16 protein-coding genes are annotated in these 22527 nt (G+C 66.4%); 6 read left to right on the top strand and 10 right to left on the bottom strand.

Features of this window, described 5'->3' with window-relative positions; translation table 11 throughout:
• Positions 1-174: 174 nt before the first annotated feature.
• Both PJ250_RS16540 and PJ250_RS16545 read left to right on the top strand, forming a co-directional pair.
• The gene (locus tag PJ250_RS16540) at positions 175-1314 is read left to right on the top strand and encodes a response regulator (protein ID WP_271645682.1); all 1140 of its coding nucleotides are present in this window, start codon (positions 175-177) and stop codon (positions 1312-1314) included.
• Positions 1315-1318: 4 nt separating this feature from the next.
• Positions 1319-3547 carry an ATP-binding protein gene (locus PJ250_RS16545; protein WP_271645683.1) on the top strand — a complete coding sequence of 743 codons (2229 nt, stop codon included), beginning with the start codon at positions 1319-1321 and terminating at the stop codon, positions 3545-3547.
• Between the two features lie 61 nt (positions 3548-3608).
• Here the strand turns inward: PJ250_RS16545 and PJ250_RS16550 are convergent, their stop codons facing one another.
• Positions 3609-4478 (bottom strand): crotonase/enoyl-CoA hydratase family protein, encoded by an 870-nt coding sequence (locus tag PJ250_RS16550; RefSeq protein ID WP_271645684.1) that lies wholly within the window; start codon positions 4476-4478, stop codon positions 3609-3611.
• A 272-nt stretch (positions 4479-4750) separates the two neighbouring features.
• The gene (locus PJ250_RS16555; protein ID WP_271645685.1) at positions 4751-6442 is read right to left on the bottom strand and encodes an AMP-binding protein; all 1692 of its coding nucleotides are present in this window, start codon (positions 6440-6442) and stop codon (positions 4751-4753) included.
• Positions 6443-6588: 146 nt separating this feature from the next.
• Here PJ250_RS16555 and PJ250_RS16560 point away from each other — a divergent pair, with 146 nt between their 5' ends.
• On the top strand, positions 6589-6990 hold the full coding sequence (locus tag PJ250_RS16560) for a YybH family protein (protein ID WP_271645686.1): 402 nt from the start codon (positions 6589-6591) through the stop codon (positions 6988-6990).
• Positions 6991-7261: 271 nt separating this feature from the next.
• Here the strand turns inward: PJ250_RS16560 and acnA are convergent, their stop codons facing one another.
• Positions 7262-10033 carry an aconitate hydratase AcnA gene (acnA, locus tag PJ250_RS16565; RefSeq protein ID WP_271645687.1) on the bottom strand — a complete coding sequence of 924 codons (2772 nt, stop codon included), beginning with the start codon at positions 10031-10033 and terminating at the stop codon, positions 7262-7264.
• A gap of 183 nt (positions 10034-10216) precedes the next feature.
• Between acnA and PJ250_RS16570 the strand changes: the two genes are divergently transcribed.
• Genes PJ250_RS16570 through PJ250_RS16580 form a run of 3 tightly spaced genes read left to right on the top strand, consistent with a single transcriptional unit; the run spans position 10217 to position 13489 of the window.
• On the top strand, positions 10217-10447 hold the full coding sequence (locus tag PJ250_RS16570; RefSeq protein WP_271645688.1) for an AbrB/MazE/SpoVT family DNA-binding domain-containing protein: 231 nt from the start codon (positions 10217-10219) through the stop codon (positions 10445-10447).
• An 18-nt stretch (positions 10448-10465) separates the two neighbouring features.
• Positions 10466-10864, top strand: a complete 399-nt coding sequence (locus tag PJ250_RS16575; RefSeq protein WP_271645689.1) for a type II toxin-antitoxin system VapC family toxin — start codon at positions 10466-10468, stop codon at positions 10862-10864.
• A 36-nt stretch (positions 10865-10900) separates the two neighbouring features.
• Positions 10901-13489 (top strand): bifunctional aconitate hydratase 2/2-methylisocitrate dehydratase, encoded by a 2589-nt coding sequence (locus PJ250_RS16580; RefSeq protein ID WP_271645690.1) that lies wholly within the window; start codon positions 10901-10903, stop codon positions 13487-13489.
• A 541-nt stretch (positions 13490-14030) separates the two neighbouring features.
• Here the strand turns inward: PJ250_RS16580 and PJ250_RS16585 are convergent.
• The 7 genes from PJ250_RS16585 to PJ250_RS16615 form a co-directional block, all read right to left on the bottom strand.
• Positions 14031-16280, bottom strand: a complete 2250-nt coding sequence (locus tag PJ250_RS16585) for an EAL domain-containing protein (protein WP_271645691.1) — start codon at positions 16278-16280, stop codon at positions 14031-14033.
• Positions 16277-17341: a protein-glutamate methylesterase/protein-glutamine glutaminase gene (locus tag PJ250_RS16590; RefSeq protein WP_271645692.1), complete on the bottom strand. Its 1065-nt coding sequence runs from the start codon at positions 17339-17341 to the stop codon at positions 16277-16279. The genes PJ250_RS16585 and PJ250_RS16590 overlap by 4 nt, the downstream gene beginning before the upstream one ends.
• Complete coding sequence (gene cheD, locus PJ250_RS16595) at positions 17338-17937, bottom strand: chemoreceptor glutamine deamidase CheD (protein WP_271645693.1); 600 nt, start codon at positions 17935-17937, stop codon at positions 17338-17340. The genes PJ250_RS16590 and cheD overlap by 4 nt, the downstream gene beginning before the upstream one ends.
• Positions 17934-18797, bottom strand: a complete 864-nt coding sequence (locus tag PJ250_RS16600; protein WP_271645694.1) for a CheR family methyltransferase — start codon at positions 18795-18797, stop codon at positions 17934-17936. Before PJ250_RS16600 ends, cheD begins: the two co-directional genes overlap by 4 nt.
• A gap of 137 nt (positions 18798-18934) precedes the next feature.
• A complete protein-coding gene (locus PJ250_RS16605; protein WP_271645695.1) occupies positions 18935-21319 on the bottom strand; it encodes a methyl-accepting chemotaxis protein in 2385 nt (794 codons plus the stop codon).
• An 84-nt stretch (positions 21320-21403) separates the two neighbouring features.
• The gene (locus PJ250_RS16610; protein ID WP_271645696.1) at positions 21404-21787 is read right to left on the bottom strand and encodes a hypothetical protein; all 384 of its coding nucleotides are present in this window, start codon (positions 21785-21787) and stop codon (positions 21404-21406) included.
• A 196-nt stretch (positions 21788-21983) separates the two neighbouring features.
• Entirely contained in the window at positions 21984-22466 is a 483-nt protein-coding gene (locus PJ250_RS16615; protein ID WP_271645697.1) for a chemotaxis protein CheW, read from the bottom strand.
• Positions 22467-22527 lie beyond the last annotated feature (61 nt).

The following is a 22527-nucleotide window of genomic DNA, read 5'->3' on the forward strand; positions in this document are numbered from 1 at the left end:
CGGTGGCGTTTTGCTGGTTTCATGGGAGGTGGGCAGCGTTCGGGATCGGTGGCATGCTTCCTGCTTAATGCTCACTATTCCGGACGTGCGGCGGCATCTGGGCCGCATTTTCGGCGCTCTGGCGTTTTCCTATCGTTCCCTGCAGCCTCGTAATCCCCCGAGAGGTGGCGTTCCATGCTCACCCCCAACCGCGTCTTCACGGCGGTTTCCTCACCCAAGGACCAGCAGCACTGGCCCAATGGGGCGGGGAGCGAACTGAACATCGTCATCGTCGACGATCAGGCGTCGGCGCGCACGATGCTGCGCCACGTGATCGAGGACATCGCCTCGGAACTGGCCGTTCACGATTTCGGCGATCCGCAGGTGGCCCTGGATTGGTGCAGCAATAACCGCACCGACCTGCTGCTGCTGGACTACCGCATGCCGGGGATGGACGGGCTGGAGTTCGCCCGCCGCTTCCGCCGCCTGCCGATGCATCGCGACATCCCGGTCATCCTGATCACCGTGGTCGGTGACGAGCCGATCCGCCAGGCCGCGCTGGAAGCCGGGGTCATCGATTTCCTGGTCAAGCCGGTGCGTCCGCGCGAGCTGCGCGCCCGCTGCCGCAACCTGCTGCAGCTGAGGCAGCAGTCCGAAAACGTCAAACAGCGCGCCCTGTCGCTGGAACAGCGCCTGCTGTCGAGCATGCACGAGGTGGAAGAGCGTGAGCGCGAGACGCTCTCGCGCCTGGCCCGGGCCATCGAATATCGCGATAGCGGCACCAGCGCATTCCTCGAACGCATGTCGCGCATCGCAGCGCTCATCGCCGAGCAACTGGGCATGGGCGAGGAGGATGTGCGGGCCATCGAGCTGGCCGCGCCCCTGCACGACATGGGCAAGATCGCCATCCCCGACGCGGTGCTGATGAAGGCCGGCCCCCTGGAGCCGGAAGAACAGGCGATCATGCGCCGCCATCCGAAGATCGGCCACGAGCTGCTCAGCGGTAGCCAGAATCGCCTGATCCAGGCCGGCGCGATCATCGCGCTGCGCCATCACGAGCGCTTCGATGGCAGCGGCTATCCGGATGGTCTGCGCGGCGAACAGATTCCCATCGAGGCCCGCATCGTGGCCGTGGCCGACGTGTTCGACGCGCTGATCTCGGCGCGCCCGTACAAGCCCGCCTGGACCCGCGATGCCGCGCTGGCCTACCTGTATGCACAGCGCGGCAAGCTGTTCGATCCGGTCTGCGTGGATGCGCTATTCCGTGGTCGCGAGCGGCTCGATGCCATCTGCGAACGTTATTCCACCGTGCAAGCCCGCCCAGGAATGGAGTAAGCCCATGGCCGCACTGCTGCAACAGCTCAAGGACAGGCTGGCCGTGCGCCGGGACAACGAGCACGGCCAGGCGGTTGTGCGAATCACCCTGATCAGCCTGATCCTGTTCTACGTGATGCTGCCGCCGGTCCGTGCCAGCATTCCGCAAGCCAAGTACGACGGCGTGGTGGCCATCGTCCTCACCGGCTTGGTCCTGGCCTGGTTGCTGCTGGCCTGGATGATGGCCCGGCCGACGCGATCCGATACGCGGCGGATCATCGGCATGCTGGCCGATTACGGCCTCATGGCCGCCGGCATGGTCCAGATGGGCGAGCCCCTGAGCTGGGTCTACGTGGTGGTGATGTGGGTGACGGTCGGCAACGGCCTGCGCTTCGGCCACCGCTATCTCTACCTGGCCGTGGCCATGGCGGTGGTCAGCTTTGCCACCACGGTGCTACTGAGCGACTACTGGTTGGCCAACCTCCGATTGGGCATCGGCCTGGTCGCCGGACTGGCAGCCGTGCCGCTGTATTTCTCCGGATTGCTGCGCAAGCTGACCCGCGCCAGCGCGGACGCCAAGCGTGCGAGCGAGGCCAAGAGTCGCTTCCTGGCCAATATGAGCCACGAGTTCCGTACGCCACTCAACGGCCTGTCCGGGATGACCGAGGTGCTGGCGACCACGCGCCTGGATGCCGAGCAGCGCGAGTGCGTCAACACCATCCAGGCTTCGGCCCGCAGCCTGCTGGCGCTGGTGGAGGAGGTGCTGGACATCTCGGCGATCGAGGCCGGCAAGCTGCGCCTGGACGAGGCTGAGTTTTCGCCGCACGAGCTGGTCCAGCACGTGGGGTTCATCATGCTTCCGCAGGCCAAGGCCAAGAAGCTCGACTACACGGTCAGCTTCGGGGCGGACGTGCCCAAGGTGCTGCGCGGTGACGCCCGGCACCTGCGCCAGATCCTGATCAACCTGGTCGGCAACGCGGTGAAGTTCACCGATCGGGGCGGGGTGCGCATCCAGGTCGCCTCGCAGCCTTCGACCGATGGCCGGCCGCGCCTGCGCTTCACCGTGATCGATACCGGGATCGGGATCCCGGTCCGGTTGCAGGGACGGTTGTTCGAGGCCTTCGAACAGGCCGATGTCAGCCTGAGCCGGCGCTATGGCGGCACGGGCCTGGGGGCGGCGATCGCCAAGGGTCTGGCCGAGGCGATGGGCGGCTCGATCGGGTTCGAAAGCGAGCTCGGCCTGGGCAGCACGTTCTGGGTGGAACTGCCGTTTGGCGAGGTCGACATGGCCGCCGCCCGTGCCGCGGCCGCCGTTCCGGCGATCCTGGAGCAGGACGATGCCGAGGCCGAGGCGACCGAAGTGTCCGCCGTTGCGCAGCCGTCACCGGCCTCGCAGGAAAACGTGATCGCGTTTTCCGATCCGTTCCTGCGCCACCGCGCGCGAGTCCGCAGCATGCAGATCCTGGTCGCCGACGACCACGAGGCCAACCGCATGGTGCTGCAGCGCCTGCTGCAGAAGGCCGGCCACAAGGTGACCTGTGTCAACGGTGGCGAGGAGGTGCTCGACGCCCTGGCCGCGTCGGATTACGACGCGGTGATCATCGATTTGCATATGCCGGGCGTGAGTGGGCTGGACCTGCTCAAGGAACTGCGCGTGTTGCAGGCTGGCGGTGCGCCGCGCACACCCGTGATGGTGCTGAGTGCCGATGTCACGCCGCAGTCGATCAGCAGCTGCGAACAGGCCGGGGCCTACGCCTTCCTGGCCAAGCCCGTGGTCGCCTCCAAACTGCTGGACACCCTCAACGAGATCGCCGTCAACGGCAACCTGCGCCAGCAGGCAAGGCTGACGGTGGTGCGCGGCAGTTCCGAAGCCGCTGCCGGGGAGGTGCTCGACCCCCAGGTACTGGACGAGTTGTCCCAGTTGGGCATGGGCGAGGGGTTCGAGCACGAATTCATCCAGCAGTGCCTGTCCGATGCCGACACGTGCTTGGTCGGCCTGCGTCGCGCTGGCGAGCAAAGCGACTGGCCGGTGATGCGCGAGCAAGCCCACGCCCTCAAGGGCGTGGCGAGCAACCTCGGCCTGACCCGGCTTGCCGATGAAGGGGGGCAGTTCATGCGCATGGCCGACTGGCAGATCCAGGCCGAGTGGCGCCATCGACTGGGCCAGATCGAGCAACAGATCGCACGCGGACGCGATGCGCTCCACGCGCGCGCGCAGCGACGCAAGACCAGCGACGGCAGCGGCGAGCGTTAAGAGACGACCGGGCCCGACGGGCGCGTCGGGCCGAAAGTCCCTTTCCACAGACCGCCCGGCATCAGGCGGCGTCGAGGCTGGCGCGACGTGTCTGGGCCTTGACCAGGCGATCCATCGTGCGCAGCGACTTCTCCCCCAGTGCCAGGGCGGTTTCCACCCAGACCTTGGTGATTTCCAGCAGTTCGTCGTAGCCAACCGCCTGGGCGAGGTTGCGTGCCTGGTTCATGGCCAGGTAGGAGTGCGGGATGCGGCGCTGCTGGCGGATCAGCTCCTCGGTCGCGGCGATGCCCTGGCCCTTGGGCACGAGCACATCCACCACGCCCAGCTTGTACATTTCCTCGGCGCTGTAGACCCGGCCTTCCAGGATGATCTTTTCGGCGACCTGCGGCGCCACGCGTCGGCACAGGAAGGAGTAGGCGCCCATGCCCGGGAACAGGCCGAACAGGACTTCCGGCAGGCCCATGCCGGCGCCTTCTTCGGCCACGATGGTGTGGCAGGCCAGCGCCATTTCCAGGCCGCCGCCCAGCGCGTCGCCCTGGATGAGGGCGATGCTGCGCACGTCGCCGCCGAAGCCGACATGCAGGTGGTGGACCCCTTCGACGCAGCGTTGCGCGTAGGACAGCAGACGATCGCGGTTGCCCTCGCGGATGAGCTGGGTGAACAGATTCAGGTCGCCGCCGAGGTTGTAGGCGCTGGCATCGGACGCCAGCACGAAGTGACGCAGTTCGCCGCTGCGGCGCTGGGAGGGGGCGCGGGTGACCTGGCTCATGAACGACCACATCTCATCGAGCATCTCCGGGCGGCAGCACGGACGGATCCCCTCGGCGGCGTCGGCGTGCATGTACAGCCAGTGAGCGCTGTCGTCGTGGGTCAGTTCGGTGCGGATGGTCGAGTAGGCGCGGGTGCGGGGGAGCTTCTCGATGTTGTTCATGGCGGCGTTCCTGGGATCGAAGGGGTAGGAGGCCACGTCGGGGGTCGCGGCGTAGCCGATCCTACACCTGAACCAGTTGTTAAATGCGACAAAAAAGTCGCTGAAGTCAACGACTTATGGCGCCTCGCGCCACCTCCAGATTTTATGTGACAGAAGTCACTAAATTGCGGGTGCGCGCTGGCCGCCCGCTGCGCGCAGCGGGCACACTCGATGAGTTAGGCGTCAGAGATTGGATGTCGCCGCACCGTACCGGTGCGGCGACGCCGAAGCGTTCAGTGCGCGGCGGCGGCCGGAGCGCGCAGCTCCTTGCGCAGGATCTTGCCGACGTTGGACTTGGGCAGTTCGCTGCGGAACTCCACGTGCCGTGGCTGCTTGTAACCGGTCAGGTTCTCGCGGCAGAACGCCTTGACCTCCTCCACGCTGAGCCCGCCGGCACGCTTGGGCACGATGAACACCTTGACCGCCTCGCCGGAGCGCTCGTCCGGTACGCCAATGGCCGCGACCTCCAGGACGCCGGGCATGCCGGCGACTACGTCCTCGACCTCGTTCGGGTACACGTTGAAGCCCGACACCAGGATCATGTCCTTCTTGCGATCCACGATGTAGAAGAAGCCGCGCGCGTCCATGCGGGCCATGTCGCCGGTGTGCAGCCAGCCCTCGGCGTCCATGACCTTGGCGGTTTCCTCTGGCTTGTTCCAGTAGCCCTTCATCACCTGAGGGCCCTTGATGCACAGCTCGCCCACCGCGTCCTCCCCCGCGGCGACGAGGTTGCCCTCGTCATCCTTGAGGCAGCAATCGGTGGACGGGACGGGCAGGCCAATCGACCCGTTGTAGTCGGCCAGGTCCATCGGATTGATGCAGGCCGCGGGCGAGGTCTCGGTCAGGCCGTAGGCCTCGATCAGGGTCACGCCGGTGACCTGCTTCCAGCGGTCGGCCACGCTGTGCTGCACGGCCATGCCGCCGCCCAGGGTCAGGCGCAAGGTGCTGAAATCGATCTTGTCGAACCCCGGCGTGTTGAGCAGGCCGTTGAACAGCGTGTTGACGCCGGTGATGGCAGTGAAGGGGGCCTTGGACAGCTCCTTGACGAAGCCCTTCATGTCGCGCGGGTTGGTGATCAGGTGGTTGAGTCCGCCGAACTTCATGAAGACCAGGCAGTTCGCCGTCAACGCGAAGATGTGATACAGCGGCAGCGCGGTGATGATGTATTCCTCGCCGGGCTTGGTCTTGATGCCGACCCAGGTCGAGGCCTGCTGCATGTTGGCCACCAGATTGCGGTGGGTGAGCATCGCGCCCTTGGCCACGCCGGTGGTGCCGCCGGTGTACTGGAGGAACGCGATGTCATCGGGTTGGATGTCCAGCTTGGGCAGCGGCTTGGCCTTGCCCATGGCCAATGCGTCGCGGAAGCGGGTCGCGCCGGCGATCTCATAGTCCGGCACCATCTTCTTGACATAGCGCAGGACGAAGTTCACCAGCGCGCCCTTGGCCCCGCCCAGCATGTCGCCCAGCCCGGTGGTGATCACGTGCTTGACCGAGGTGCCGGCGAGGGCCTCCTGCGCGGTGTCACCGAAGTTGTCCACGACGATCAGCGCCGCCGCGCCAGCGTCTTCGAGCTGATGATGCAGTTCGCGCGCGGTGTAGAGCGGATTGACGTTGACCACGGTCAATCCAGCACGAAGGATGCCGAAGATCGAGATCGGGTACTGCAGGCAGTTGGGCATCATGACCGCCACGCGGTCGCCCCGCTTGAGCTTGAGCCCGTGCAGCAGATAGCTGGCCATCTGCTGGCTCAAGACGTCGATGTCCGCGTAGGTCAGGACCTTGCCGAAGTTGGAGAAGGCCGGCCGGTCACGGTAGTCGGCGATCGCGGTCTCCAGGATCGAGACCACCGAGCGGTACTGCTCCAGGTCGATCTCGTGGGGAACGCCATTGGGATAACTCGCAAGCCAGGGCCGGTCCTGCATCATCGTCTGTGCCCCTCCCAGGGTGTTAAGGTCGGGCGCCGCCGGCGGATTCCGGCGTTTCCCCTGAAACGCTGATGAGCATAACGGCAGGCGCCGCAAACCGGAATCTTTCAATACCGCTGCGAATGGTGTTGGCCCTGTGTGCCGTCATGGCCGGCATCGCGGGTTGCCGCCGCGCCGAGCCGGAAGCGCAGCTGCGTGCCCAGGTCCAGGCGCTGCAGGAGGCCATCGAGCAGCGGGACACCGGCGAGGTGATGTCGCAGGTGGCGCAGGACTTCGCCGGCCCCGGCGGGATGGACCGCGAGGCCCTTCGCAATCTGGTACGGCTGCGTTTTCTCGGCAGTACGCGGGTCGGAACCACCTTGGGCCCGCTTGCGGTGACGTTGCAGGGCGACCACGCGACGGTCCGTTGCCGCGCGGTACTGACCGGCGGCACCGGCCGTCTGCTGCCCGACCAGGCCGGCGCCTACGAGGTCACCACCGGGTGGCGTCTGGTCGAGGGCGAATGGAAGCTCTACGTCGCCCAATGGGAATCCGCTGGAGCGCTTTAGCCGCTTTTGTGCATGACCTAATTGTCATGCTCGCGCCGCCTGTCATGCCCAACGCCCCGCATTACCGGGGCACTTAACCGTTGAGGTCGTACCGCACGGTCAACCGAGAAAATCGACGTGCGCGATCAAGGAACTTTCGATCCGATGATGCGGCACCTCGCGCAGGCGACCGTGACGGAGGGTGGGCTGGCGCGTTGGCGATCCAACGCGCTTTGTGCACCTTCGAAGGCCCTCGCGCTGGCGCGAGGGCCGGATGACGCCGGGTCCGAAGTCAGGCGGCCTTTTTGGCCGCCAGCTGGCGCAGCACGTAGTGCAGCAGGCCACCGTGGCGGAAGTATTCGACTTCCTTGGGCGTGAGCAGCAGGACGCGCACCTCGAACTTGACTTCGCTGCCGTCGGCCTTCTTCGCCACGACCTGCGCATTCTTGGAGGCGCCGTCCTTGAGGCCGGTGACGTCGATGACTTCCGAGCCATCCAGGCCCAGGGACTGGGCGTTCTGGCCGTCCTTGAACGCCAGCGGCAGCACGCCCATGCCCACCAGGTTGGAGCGGTGGATGCGCTCGAAGCTCTCGGCGATCACCGCCTTGATGCCCAGCAGGTTGGTGCCCTTGGCCGCCCAGTCACGCGAGGACCCGGTGCCGTATTCCTTGCCGGCCAGGACCACCAGCGGCACGCCGTCGGCCTTGTACTTCATGGCCGCATCGTAGATCGCCAGCTTCTCCGGCTCGCCGCCGGCCTTGGGGTAGTACAGCGCGTTGCCGCCTTCCTCGCCGCCGAACACCAGGTTCTTGATGCGAATGTTGGCGAACGTGCCGCGGACCATCACATCGTCGTTGCCGCGCCGGCTGCCGTAGCTGTTGAAGTCCGCTGGCTGCACGCCGCGCGCCTGCAGGAAGCGGCCCGCCGGCGAATCCTTCTTGATGTTGCCGGCCGGGGAGATGTGGTCGGTGGTGATCGAATCACCGAACAGGCCCATCACCCGTGCGCCATGCACGTCGTCGATGCTGCCCGAGTCCTTGGACATGCCCTCGAAGTAGGGCGGGTTCTTGATGTAGGTCGAGCCGTCGTCCCATTCGTACAGGCCGCCATCGGGCGATTCGATGCTGTTCCAGCGGCTGTCGCCCTTGAACACGTCGGCGTAGTTCTTGGCGAACATCTCCGGCCCGATCGTCTTGGCGATGAAGTCGCCGATCTCCTTGTTGGTCGGCCAGATGTCCTTGAGGAACACGTCCTTGCCGTCTGCGCCTTGGCCCAGTGGCTGGGTGGTCAGGTCGATGTCGGTGGTGCCGGCGATGGCGTAGGCCACCACCAGCGGCGGGGAGGCCAGATAGTTCATCTTGACCTCGGGATGCACGCGGCCCTCGAAGTTGCGGTTGCCCGACAACACCGAGCTGACGGCCAGGTCGCCGGCAGCGATGGCCGCGGAGACTTCTTCGGGCAGCGGGCCGGAATTGCCGATGCAGGTGGTGCAGCCGTAGCCGACCAGGTAGAAGCCCAGCTTCTCCAGGTCTTCCATCACGCCGGCCTTCTTCAGGTAGTCGGTGACCACCAGCGAGCCCGGCCCAAGCGAAGTCTTGACCCATGGCGCGGCTTTCAGGCCCTTGGCCACCGCGTTGCGTGCCAGCAGGCCGGCGCCCAGCATCACCGCCGGGTTGGAGGTGTTGGTGCAGGAGGTGATGGCGGCGATGACCACCGAGCCGTCCTTGAGCTTCCAGCCCGGGGCCGAAGCATCGCTGGATTCGCGATAGGCATCCTCGGCGCCCACCGCCGTGCCGCCGCCGCCTTCGTTGGCGTAGCGCTCGACTTGCTTGTCGTCGCTGCCGCGCTTCTTTTTCGCGCGTGCCTCGGCGAAGGGCGCGACGCTCTCGTTGAAGTTCTTCTGCATGTCACTGAGCAGCACGCGGTCCTGCGGACGCTTGGGGCCGGCCAGGGAGGGCTTCACCTCGCCCATGTCCAACTGCAGGGTGGCGCTGTACTCGGCGTGCGGGCTATCGGCGTCGTGCCACAGGCCCTGGGCCTTGGCATAGGCCTCGACCAGCGCGATCTGGTCCTCGCTGCGACCGGACAGACGCAGGTAGTTCAGCGACTCCTGGTCCACCGGGAAGATGCCACAGGTGGCGCCGTACTCGGGGGCCATGTTGCCGATCGTGGCGCGGTCGGCCAGCGGCAGATGCTGCAGGCCGGGGCCGAAGAATTCGACGAACTTGCCGACGACCCCGTGCTTGCGCAGCATCTGGGTCACGGTCAGCACCAGGTCGGTGGCGGTGGCGCCTTCGGGCAGCTTGCCGGTCAGTTCGAAACCGACGACCTGCGGGATCAGCATGGAAGACGGCTGGCCCAGCATCGCGGCCTCGGCCTCGATGCCGCCCACGCCCCAGCCCAGCACGCCGATGCCGTTGATCATGGTGGTGTGCGAGTCGGTGCCGAACACGGTGTCCGGGTAGGCGTAGGTCACACCGTCGGCCTCACGGGTCATGACCACCCGGGCCAGGTGTTCCAGGTTGACCTGGTGGACGATGCCGGTGCTCGGCGGGACGACCTTGAAGTCGTGGAAGGCCTTCTGGCCCCAGCGCAGGAAGCTATAGCGCTCGGCATTGCGCTTGAACTCGATCTTGCCGTTGAGGTCCAGCGCATCGGGCTTGCCGAACACGTCGACCTGCACCGAGTGGTCGATCACCAGCTCGGACGGAATCTGCGGATTGATCTGCTCGGCCTGGCCGCCCAGCTTGACCACCGCGTCACGCATGGCGGCCAGGTCGACGACGCAGGGCACGCCGGTGAAATCCTGCAGCACCACGCGTGCCGGCATGAAGGCGATTTCGGTGTCCGGCTCGGCCTTCGGGTCCCACTTGGCCACCGCCTCGATGTGCTCGGGCGTGACGCTGACGCCATCCTCGCCGCGCAGCAGGTTCTCCAGGAGGATCTTCATGGAGTAGGGCAGGCGGGTGATGTCGAACTGCTTGCCCAGGGTGGGCAGGCTGAAATAGGTGTAGGACGTCCCGCCCACGTCCAGCGTGGTCTGGGTCTTGAAGGAATCGCTCATGGGTTGGCTCCTTGGTGCTCGATGTGACGTGTGCCGGCGCGGTGCCGGCTCTGGCTGACCGATGCTGCAATCGCGTCAGTGTGACGCCCGCGAGGTGACAGGATAGTGGTTGCGTGCTCGGACCTCGTTGGCGGTACGGCAATGGAAGTATGTATAATTCATGCATACTTCAAGGGGTCCGCCATGGAAGCCACCGTCGCCGAACGCGGCCAGATCACCCTGCCCAAGGCCGTGCGCGATGCGCTGGGCCTGACCAAGGGGACGCTGCTGAAAGTCGAACTGGACGGCAGCCGCATCGTGCTGCGCAAGAGCGTGGATGACGCCATCTCCAAGGCACGCGGGCGTTTTGCCCTGGATGGTTTCGAATCGCCCGAGGCCGCCGTGCGCGCCAGTCGCGCCTCGTCCAAATCCTGATCCGGATCACCGCGCGCCGTGATCGCCATCGATTCCCCCGTCCTGGTCGACCTGCTGACCAATGGGCCGCAGGCCGATGCCGTCGAGGCCTGCCTGCGCCAGTGCCTGGCCAACGGGCGGGTCGTGCTCTGCGATGTCGCCCTGGCCGAGGTCTGCGGCGCACTGCGCAACGGCGCCGAAGCGTTGGGCGTGCTGGAGGAGATGGGCATCCATTTCAATGCGCTGGAGTCCAAATCGGCCCTGCGCGCGGGCGAAATGCAACGCCGCTACCGCCAGCGCGGCGGCGGCCCGCAGACCCTGCCGGATTTCCTGGTCGGGGCGCATGCGCTGTTGCAGTGCGACGCCCTGATCACCTACAGCCAGCCGTTCTATCGCGACTACTTCAAGGGCCTGCGCCTGATCGTGCCGCAGGCCTGACTCATCCATTTCAAACCGTACTCCCGGGAGTTGACCATGTTGGAAGCCTATCGCCACCACGTTGCCGAGCGCGCCGCGCTGGGCATCCCGCCGCTGCCGCTGACCGCGCAGCAGACCGCCGAGGTCATCGAACTGCTCAAGGCCCCGCCGGCCGGCGAGGCCGAATTCCTGGTCGACCTGCTCACCCATCGCGTGCCGGCCGGCGTGGACGATGCCGCCAAGGTCAAGGCCAGCTACCTGGCCGCCATCGCCTTCGGTACCGAAAAGAGCGAGTTGATCAGCCGCGCACGCGCGACCGAACTGCTGGGCACCATGCTCGGCGGTTACAACGTGCATCCGCTGGTCGAACTGCTGGATGACGCCGAGGTCGGCGCCATCGCCGCCGACGGCCTCAAGCAGACCCTGCTGGTGTTCGACGCCTTCCACGACGTCAAGGAAAAGGTCGACGCCGGCAACGTCAACGCCCAGGCCGTGCTGCGCAGCTGGGCCGATGCCGAATGGTTCACCAGCAAGCCGGAAGTGCCGCAGTCCATGACCCTGACGGTGTTCAAGGTGCCGGGCGAAACCAACACCGACGACCTGTCGCCGGCCCCGGATGCCACCACGCGGCCGGACATCCCGATGCACGCCCTGGCGATGCTGAAGAACAAGCGCGACGGCGCCCCGTTCGTGCCGGAAGAAGACGGCAAGCGCGGCCCGATCCAGGCCATCGCCGACCTGAAGAACAAGGGCCACCTGGTCGCCTACGTCGGCGACGTGGTCGGCACCGGCTCCTCGCGCAAGTCGGCCACCAACTCGGTGCTGTGGTGGACCGGGCAGGACATCCCCTACATCCCGAACAAGCGCTTCGGCGGCGTGTGCCTGGGCTCCAAGATCGCCCCGATCTTCTACAACACCATGGAAGACGCCGGTGCGCTGCCGATCGAGCTGGATGTGTCGCAGATGGAGCAGGGCGATGTGATCGAACTGCGTCCGTACGAGGGCAAGGCGCTGAAGAATGGCCAGGTCATTGCCGAGTTCAAGGTCAAGTCCGAGGTGCTGTTCGATGAGGTGCGCGCCGGTGGCCGCATCCCGCTCATCGTCGGCCGTGGCCTGACCGCCAAGGCGCGCGAGGCCCTGGGCCTGCCGGCGACCGACCTGTTCCGCCTGCCGCAGCAGCCGGCCGACAGCGGCAAGGGCTTCTCGCTGGCGCAGAAGATGGTGGGCCGCGCAATCGGCCTGCCGGAAGGCCAGGGCGTGCGCCCGGGCACCTACTGCGAGCCGAAGATGACCTCGGTCGGTTCGCAGGACACCACCGGCCCGATGACCCGCGACGAGCTGAAGGACCTGGCCTGCCTGGGCTTCTCGGCCGACCTGGTCATGCAGTCGTTCTGCCACACCGCCGCGTATCCCAAGCCGGTGGACGTCAAGACCCACCACACCCTGCCTGAGTTCATCTCCACCCGCGGCGGCATCTCGCTGCGCCCGGGTGACGGCGTGATCCACAGCTGGCTCAACCGCATGCTGCTGCCCGATACCGTCGGCACCGGTGGCGACTCGCATACCCGTTTCCCGGTGGGCATCTCGTTCCCGGCTGGCTCGGGCCTGGTGGCCTTCGCCGCCGCGACTGGCGTGATGCCGCTGGACATGCCCGAGAGCGTGCTGGTGCGCTTCAAGGGCAAGATGCAGCCGGGCGTGACCCTGCGTGACCTGGTCAATGCGATTCCGTTGTACGCGATCAAGGCCGGTCTGCTGACCGTGGCCAAGCAGGGCAAGAAGAACATCTTCTCCGGTCGCATCCTGGAGATCGAGGGCCTGCCGGACCTGAAGGTCGAACAGGCGTTCGAGCTCTCTGATGCCTCGGCCGAGCGCTCGGCCGCCGGTTGCACGGTGCACCTCAACAAGGAGCCGATCATCGAATACCTCAACAGCAACATCACGCTGTTGAGCTGGATGATCGAGCAGGGCTACAAGGATCCCCGCAGCCTGCAGCGCCGCATCGACAAGATGAAGGAATGGCTGGCCGACCCGCAGTTGCTCAAGGGCGACGAGGACGCCGAGTACGCGGCGGTCATCGAGATCGACCTGGCCGACGTGCACGAGCCGATCCTGGCCTGCCCGAACGACCCGGACGACGTGAAGACCCTGTCCGAGGTGGCCGGCGCCAAGATCGATGAAGTCTTCATCGGCTCATGCATGACCAACATCGGCCACTTCCGTGCCGCCTCCAAGCTGCTGGAAGGCAAGCGCGACATCCCGACCAAGCTGTGGGTCGCCCCGCCGACCAAGATGGATGCCGCCGAGCTGACCAAGGAAGGCCATTACGGCACCTTCGGCACCGCCGGCGCGCGCATGGAGATGCCGGGCTGCTCGCTATGCATGGGCAACCAGGCGCAGGTAAAGGAGGGCGCGACGGTGTTCTCCACCTCGACGCGCAACTTCCCCAACCGTCTGGGCCGCAATTCCAACGTGTACCTGGGCTCGGCCGAACTGGCCGCGATCTGCTCGCGCCTTGGCCGCATTCCGACCAAGGCCGAGTACATGGCTGACATCGGTGTGCTGGATGCCAGCAGTGCCGATATCTACCGCTATATGAACTTCGACCAGATCGAGGACTACAAGGCCGGCGAGAAGACCGCCGCCTGATCCAGGTTGAAGTGCTAAACGAAGAGCCCGGCGCAAGCCGGGCTTTTTCATGGGACTTCTGCCGTTCGGATGATGCTTGGCCCTTGGCCTGTTGCCTTGATCTGGCTTCTGGCTCGCAGCGCGGCCCCAGCGGGCATGTGTAGCGCGGAGCTCGCTCCGCTAGGGCTTTCCTCCGGGCGCTTGCTCGGCCAAGCGCCTTCCCTGCGCCCCGATCGTGGAGCAGCGGAGCAAGCTCCGCTCTACCACTCGCGGCGCGGTCCCAGCGGGCATGTGTAGCGCGGAGCTCGCTCCGCTGGGGCTTTCCTCGGGGCGCTTGTTGGGCTGGGCGCTTTTCCTGTGCCCCGATCGCAGAGCAGCGGAGCGGGCTCCGCTCTACAACACAGGAGGTCGTCCGGAGAGGCGATGGTTTGGTCGTGAGAAGCGCTGTGTACCGGTCGCCTGGGGCCTCCGACGAGGCGGTGAAGCCGGTCTGGCTGCGCATCTTCAGCTTCCCGAAGTCGGGGCAAGCCGGCTTTTCCTCGCCGTGACCGGTGGTGTCCGATCAGGCAGTGCGGTCGCTGATCCAGGTCTCCAGCGCGGCGGCCGGCAGCGGCTTGGAGAACAGGAAGCCCTGCAGCACTTTGCAGCCCAACTTGGCCAGCAGGTCGGACTGGGCCTGGGTTTCCACGCCTTCGGCCACCACGCGCTTGCCCAGGCTCTCGCCGATGCGCAGGATCGACTGGGTCAGATTGAGCGCGGACTGGCTGCGCTCCAGATCATGGACGAAGCTCATGTCCAGCTTGAGCTCGTCGATGGGCAGGCGATGCAGGTGACTCAGGCTGGAATAGCCGGTGCCGAAGTCGTCCAGCGACAGCGAGATCCCGGCGGCCTTGATGGATTCCAGATTGCTGAGCACCATCGGCAGCGGAGAGAGCATCACGCTTTCGGTCATTTCCAGAACCAGGTCGCTCGGCGCCAGGGCGTGCTGGCGCAGCAGCGCCTGTACGCGGTCGATCAGGCACGGATCCTCGAAGCTGACGGCCGACAGATTGACGGCCACGTGCGGCACCGGCACGCCACGTGCGCGCCATTGGCCCATCTGGCGGCAGGCATTGGTCAGGACCCAGCGTCCGACCTCGCAGATCAGTCCGCATTCTTCGGCCATGGGGATGAAGCGGCCCGGCGGGATCGGCCCAAGGTCGGGATGGGTCCAGCGCAGCAACACCTCCGCGCCAAGCAGGGCATGCGGTGCGGTGCTGCTCAGCTGCGGCTGGTAATACAGTTCGAGCTGGTCGCGGCGCAGGGCATCGCGCAAGGCGGCTTCGAGCGCCACGCGCTCCTGGGCCAGGCGGTTCATGTCGGCACTGAAGAAGCGCACGTTGCCGCCGCCCTCGGCCTTGCTCCGGTGCATGGCCAGATCGGCATGACGCATGAGCGTGTCGATGTCCTGCCCGTCGCCGGGATAGACCGCCACGCCGATGCTGGCGCTGGGCGAAAAGCTCATGTGGCCGACCGCGCAGGGTTCGGACACGCAGGCCAGGAGTCGTTCGGCGACGCCGGCCGCATGTTCGGCCGGGCAGCCGGGCAGGGCGATGACGAATTCATCGGCTGCCTGGCGTCCAATCAGGTCCGCCTGGCCCAGCGAGGCGCCGATGCGACTGGCCAGGTCGCGCAGCAGGCCGTCGCCGGCAGCGTGGCCTTGGGTCTCGTTGACGCGCTTGAAACGGTCGATGTCGAGGAACAGCAGCGCCAGCGCTTGTTGCTCCTGTTCGGCGCTGACCAGCATCTGCTCGGCCCGGGCGCAGAACATCATCCGATTGGGCAGTCCGGTCAGTGCGTCGTAGAAGGCCAGCTTGTGCATGCGCGTGCGGTACTGCTCGCGCTCCAGCGCCAGCGAACACAGATGCATGCAGATCTCGGCCAGCTTCACGTGCCACGGGTCGGGCTTGCGCGGTTGCCGGTAGTAGAAGGCGAAGGTGCCAAGCACGCGACCGGAGGCGGACTTGATCGGGCTGGACCAGCAGGCCCGCAGTCCGAAATCCTCGGCCACGAACCGATAGTCGCGGAACAGCGGGCTGGTGAGGGTGTCCTCCACGACGACCGTTCGCCCGCGCCAGGCCGCGGTGCCGCAAGCACCTGCGTTCGGCCCGGCCTTGGAGCCATCCACGCGCACGGCGTAGTCGAGGGGCAGGCCGTTGGCCGCCAGGGTCTGCAGTTGGCCGTCCTGGTCCACGGCGATCACCGAGCTCATCAGCGACGGCGCGACCCGCTCGAGCTCCCGGCAGATGATCGTCATGACCTCGGTCATCGGCTTGTCGTGCATGAGCGCGGCCAGCACGCTGCGATGCAGGACTTCATGCAGCTTGGCCTCGGTGATCTCGGTCAGCACCGCAATGTAGTAGGTGGCCCTGCCGTCGGCATCGGTAAACGGGTTGAACACCACCGAGGTCCACAATGAGCGGCCATCCTTGTCGTGCAGCAGCACGTCGGACTGGGTGGCCAGCAGCCGGTCGGCCCGATCCCGCAGTTGCTGGATCTCCGGATCGCTGTGCGTCCGGGCCAGGAAGTCCGAGGGCCGGCGGCCGATGACCTCGTCCAGGCCATAGCCAAACATGCGGGTAAAGCCGTCGTTGACGTGGACGATCCGAGACTGAGGATCGGTGATGATCATGGCGCTGTCGGCGCGCTGTAGCGCGTCGGCGAGCAGAGTCGTGGTCGCTGCCGGAATTGATCCCGCCGCTTGGCCCGGTGCGGTCGACGACGCTGCTTGGGCAGCGCGGTCCGCTGGGCCAGGCGGCGGATCTGCGTTCATTTGCCCTGGCCGGACAACGCCAGTAAGCGTTCTGCGACGCGTTCCAGGGGGACGACTTCCTGCGCGGCGCCCAGCTTGAAGGCGGCGCCCGGCATGCCCCACACCACGCTGGTGGCCTCGTCCTGGACCAGGGTGGGGGCGCCGGCTTCGCGCATCTCCAGCAGGCCGCGCGCGCCATCGTCGCCCATGCCGGTCAGGATCGCGCCAACCGCGTTGCCGGCGGCGTTTTGCGCGACCGAGCGGAACAGGACGTCGACCGCCGGCTTGTGCCGGTTCACCGGGTCGCCATCATCGATGCGGCAGCGCCAGCGGGCACCGTCACGGATGATGCGCAGATGCTTTCCGCCAGGCGGCAGATAGGCATGGCCGGGCAGGATGGCTTCGCCATCGGTGGCCTCACGCACGGACATGGCCGAATGGCGGTCCAGGCGCTCGGCAAAGGCCGTGCTGAAGCTGGCCGGCAGGTGCTGGGTCAGGACCACGGCGGGCGCATCGGCGGGCATCATCTCTAGCACCACACGCAAAGCCTCGGTGCCACCGGCCGAGGCGCCAATGGCAATCAGACGATCGGTCGTGCGGAAGGCGGGGCGCGTTACCGGGGCGGCCGGCCCCAGGGTCTGCTTGGGCGCGGATCGGGTCAGGGCCTGGACCCGGGCCTTGGCCGCGATCTTGACCTTGGCGACGATTTCCTCGGCGTACCCTTCCAGTCCGCGCGCCACGTCGAGCTTGGGCTTGGAGACGAAGTCCACCGCGCCCAGGGCCAGGGCCTGCAGCGTAGTGTCCGCGCCGCGCTCGGTCAGCGAGGAGATCATCACCACCGGCGTGGGCCGCAGGCGCATGAGGTTCTCCAGGAACGCCAGTCCGTCCATGCGCGGCATTTCGACGTCGAGGGTGATGACGTCCGGGTTGAGCTGCTTGATCTTGTCGCGAGCGATCAGCGGGTCGGAGGCCGCGCCGACCACCTCGATGCCGATGTCGCGGGAGAGGATCTCGGTGAGGATCTGGCGCACCACGGCCGAGTCGTCGACCACCAGCACGCGGATGGGAGCTTGTAGGGTCATTGGAACAACTCCACGCCGCCGGTGACCGGCGCCTTGGACAGGCTGGCACGCACGGCCGATTCGGTGGCGGCAACCTCGGCTTCGTGAGCATGTGGCAGCTTCTGCACCACGACCCGCCCGGTGGCCGGGAAGAACCAGATCTTGCGCGGATGGATGCCGCACAGGTCCTCGGCGACGACCGGGATGCGTTCGGCCTGCAGGTACTGGCGTACGAACTCGGCGTTGCGCGTGCCCACCGGGTTGCTGGTGAAGCCCTTGAGCACGTTGGCGCCCCCGAAGACCTTGGCCTCCAGCCGGCTGCGGTTGGCGCCGCGCTTGAGCAGGTCGTTGATCAACAGCTCCATGGCGTAGCTGCCGTAGCGCGCCGGTGCGCCGTCGCCGACCTGGCCCTCGGGCAGCAGGAAGTGGTTCATGCCGCCGATCTTGAGCAGCGGATCGCGCAGGCATGCCGCCACGCAGGACCCCAGGATGGTGGTCAGGGCCGTATCGTCGTCGACCACCAGGTACTGGGTGGGCAACAGCTTGGCGGCCATGGTCTGGAAGCGCGTGTCGTGATACCGCATGACCGCGTCCAGCGAGTGGGCGACGCTGCTCATGAGGCACTCGCGCGCTTGGCGCGGCGATACAGCGTGCGGCCGCATGGTTGGATGAGGTCGGCCGCGTGCAGGTAGTTCTCAGAATGTCCGGTATAGAGCAGGCCGTCGTCGGCCATGTGCGTGATCAGGCGCGAGAGAATCCCGTGCTGGGTCGGCTTGTCGAAGTAGATCATCACGTTGCGGCAGAACAGCGAGACGAACGGGCCGCCCACGTCATAGCGCGGGGCCAGCAGGTTGAGCGGGCGGAAATCGATCAGCTGGCGCAGCTCGGGGATGACCCGGCACTTGCCTTCGTTGGGGCCGCTGCCGCGCTGGAAATAGCGACGCTTGGTCGCATCGTCCAGGGAGGAGATGCGCTCCATGGCATAGACCCCGCGCGAGGCGGTGTCCAGCACCTGGGTGTCCACGTCGGTCGCCAGGATGCGCACCGGGGGGGTCAGGGTGCCGAAGGCCTCGCAGGCGGTGATGGCGATCGAGTAGGGCTCCTCGCCGGTGGAGGCCGCGCACGACCACAGCTTGAGCTGACCGGCGGCGGTGCCGCGGGCCTGCAGGTCCTGACGGAGCTTCTCGAAATGGTGCGGCTCGCGGAAGAACGAGGTCAGGTTGGTGGTCAGGGCGTTGGTGAAGGATTCCCACTCCTGCTCGTCGCCACCGGACTCCAGCTGGTCCAGGTAATCCTTGAACGAGCGCAGCCCCAGCGCGCGCAGGCGTCGCGACAGCCGGCCGTAGACCATGTCGCGCTTGGCCGGGGCCAGGGCGATGCCCACGCGTTTGTAGATCAGCTCGCTGACCCGTCGGAAGTCCTTGTCCGAGAAGTCGAATTCACGCGATTCCGGTGAAGCGGGGGAGGCTGCAGCCATGGTGATGCTCGGCGATCGGGTTGTACTTGGTATCGGCGGCCACCCGGTGCTTCTTGAGGACAATCGCCTGGCCGTCAACGCAACACGCCCCGGCTCGAGAGCCGGGGCGTGTTGGAGGTGGGACGGGCCGCCAGGGCTTAGAACTCTTCCCAGTTCCCCTCGGCCAGCGCTGGCTGGCTGGTCACCTCACGCGTCCTGGCCTTGGTCGCCGCCTGCTTGCCCTTCGGCGCGGCCGCCTTGGGCTTGCGCACGGCGGTGTGCGGGACCACGTTGGTGGGGGCCGGTTCGGGCTGGGTATCGGCGGCGTCGAGGCGGAAGACCGAGACCGCTTCGGCCAGGTGCCCGGCCTGCTCTTCCATCGAGCGCGCCGCGGCGGTGGCTTCCTCGACCAGGGCGGCGTTCTGCTGAGTGGTCTCGTCCATCTGGGTGATGGTCAGGTTGACCTGCTCGATGCCCGAGGACTGCTCCTGCGAGGCCGCCGCGATCTCGGCCATGATGTCGGTCACGCGCTGCACGCTGTTCACGATCTCGCCCATGGTCTTGCCAGCCTGGTCGACCAGGGCCGAGCCGTTGGCCACCTTGCTCACCGAATCGTCGATCAGGCCCTTGATCTCCTTGGCGGCATTGGCCGAACGCTGGGCCAGGGTGCGCACCTCGGAGGCGACCACGGCAAAGCCGCGGCCCTGTTCGCCGGCGCGGGCGGCCTCCACCGCGGCATTGAGCGCCAGGATGTTGGTCTGGAAGGCGATGCCGTCGATGACCGAGATGATCTCGGCGATCTTCTTGGAGGAGGTCTCGATGTCGGACATGGTGGTGACCACTTGACCGACCACCGCGCCGCCCTTGGAGGCCACGTCGGCGGCGCCGACGGCCAGCTGGTTGGCCTGGCGGGCGCTCTCGGCGTTCTGCCTGACCGTGGAGGTCAGTTCCTCCATCGAAGCGGCGGTCTCCTCCAGGTTGGCCGCCTGCTGCTCGGTACGGACCGACAGGTCACTGTTGCCGGCGGCGATCTCACCGGCGGCGGTGTTGATTGCCGTGGAGGAGTGCTTGATCCGGCCCACGATGTCGGCCAACTGGTCGGCGGTGGCATTGGCATCGTCACGCATGCGCGCGAAGACCCCTTGGAAGTCGCCTTCCATGCGCACGGTCAGGTCACCGCTGGACAGGGCGGACAGCAGGGTGGAGATCTGATCGATGCTGGCGGCGTTGGCATCCAGCAGGCCATTGAGCTGCTGGGCCAACTGCAGGAAGAAGCCATGCTTGCCGTTGGCGTCCACGCGGCCGCTCAGGTCGCCGGCTGCGGCCGCACGCACGATGCGGGCCACTTCGTCCTCGACCTGGGCTTCGATGGTGCGGTCGCGCCACTCGCAGACATCACCGGTCCATTGGCCCTGTTCGTTGCGGATGGCGGTCACCACCAGGTTGAACACGCCGTCGCCCAGACGCTCTTCGGTCTGTGCCACACCACTGCGTTCGAGTTCGGCCACGGTCTGCTCGACCGTGCGCTGGGACAGGCCGAAATACGACAGCTGCTTGCCGATCACGGCCTTGGCATCGAACTCGGGTGCGGCCTGGCGCAGATTGTCCTGGTGCTCACTGACATTCTTCAGGAAGGCGGCGTTGGCGTAGATGATGGCGCGCTGGTCGTCGGTGATGAAGGTCGGGTTGGAGGAGCTGTCCAGCGCGGTGCGGATGCGCAGGTTCTCGCCGGCGATCGCCTGGTCACGCTCGATGCGCTCGCGCAGGTCTTTCTGCATGCGCTGCAGGGCGTTCAGCAGTTCGCCGATCTCGTCGCGACGGTCGGTGACGATCCTGCTGTCCAGGTCGCCGGACGCAACCTGGTTGGCGATCTTCACCGCGCCGCCCATGGAGTTCGCCAGGGAGCGGGCGATCAGCCAGGCCAGGGTCAGTCCGCCCAGGACACTGGCGCCCAAGAGCACGAAGACCAGGGCGCTGGCGGTGTGATAGGACGACTGCGCCTGGTCCCTCGCTTCGCTGGCCTGGCGGTCGTTCTCCGCGATCAGGGTATCGATGTCCGAGACCAGCTCGGCATGTGCCTTCTGGTTGTCGCCGATGAAGCTGTCGATCGCATCATCGAGCAGGTCCAGTTCGACCATTTCGCTGACCGAGGCGTAGGACGCGCGCGTTTTCTTCCAGTCGGCCACGATCTTGTTGTACATCGCACGTTCGTGGTCGTTGGCGATGTTCTTCGGATAGGCCTTGAGCAGCTTGTCCAAGGTGGCTTCGATGACAAGCTTGCGGGCCTTGGCTTCCTGCTTGACCGTCTCGCTGCTGCGGATCAGGGCCTGGTAGCTGACATTGCGGTACTCGCCGATCAGGCTGCGCATCTCGCCCGCGGCGCGCACGCTGGGGACGGTCATGTCGCTCAGCTCACCGGCGACGCTGTTGATGGAGCGCATGCCGAAGTACGAGGCGACGCCCTGTACCAGCATGAGCGCGAGCACCAGGCCGAAGGCGATCATCAGCTTGGGTTTCAGTTTGAGGTCTTTGATCCACTGCATCGATCCGTTCCTTGTAGGTCGCCAGGCCATTCACCGAAACCCCACGGTGCCTGGAGCCGCCGTGGGATCGTGCCGGGACTTGGATTACTTGATCGTGGCCAGCTTCAGCTCGGAGGGCGAGCTGACTTCGATCTCGGCGCGTGCGCTATCGCGCTGGATCTTGCCGATGACGCAGATGTCCTTGCCTTCCAGCGTCTCGGGCGCGAAGCCGAACTTGGCGCGATCGGCGCCGGCGATGCGGGCGGAGAACTTGTGGCGCGGGAAGGCGCCGCCCATGTACAGGAAGGTCGGCTCACCCTCGGAGTTCTGGGCGTACTTGGCCTTCTCGACGTGTCCGCAGACCATGCCGTCCTTGCCGATGTAACGGGTTGCGACCTCGGCCGGGATCATTTCCTGTGCCTGGGCGAAGGTCTGGGCGGGAAGGGCGGACAGCAGGGTCAGGGGGACCAGGCAGAGCAGTGACTTCATGTTGGCGTTCTCCGTAAGAGTCAGTCAGGGCGAGTGGCGGGACGTGTTGTCCGACCGGCGACTGAATGGCTATCGGCAAAACCGTGAGCTTCTTAATAGGACAAAAGGTGATCCACTTGGCGTTTGCGTGATCCGAAATGAAAAAGGCCGCCGGGGGTGCCGGCGGCCGTTCGTGTCGAGGCGGGTCGGTGCAGGATCAGGCGGCTTCGTCGACCGGGGCGTGCACCAGGTCGGCGCTATCCAGCAGGGTCTCGATATCCAGCAGGATCAGCATGCGGTCGTCCTGGGTGCCGATCCCGCTGATGAAGCGGGTATCGACGGCGGCGCCGAACTCGGGGGTGGGGCGGATCTGCTCTTCCTTCAGCGGGATCACGTCCGAGACGCTGTCCACGACGATGCCGACCACGCGGTCCTCGACGTTGAGCACGATCATCACGGTGAAGGCGTCGTAGCGGGCTTCCTTCAGGCGCAACTTCAGGCGCAGGTCGATCACCGGGACGATGGTGCCGCGCAGGTTGATCACGCCCTTGATGTAGTCCGGCGCGTCCGGTACGCGGGTGACCTGGTCGTAGCCACGGATTTCCTGGACCTTGAGGATGTCCACGCCGTAGTGCTCCTCGCCCAGGGCGAAGCTGAGAAATTCGCCGCCACTCGCGGCGTCGGAAAGCTTGTCGTTCATGGGTCGCTCCACAGGCGATTGAAAGGGATGTGGTCGGTCTTGGCTGGATTGCTCACAAGCA

The organism is Pseudoxanthomonas sp. JBR18 (assembly GCF_028198165.1).
Classification (GTDB): domain Bacteria; phylum Pseudomonadota; class Gammaproteobacteria; order Xanthomonadales; family Xanthomonadaceae; genus Pseudoxanthomonas_A.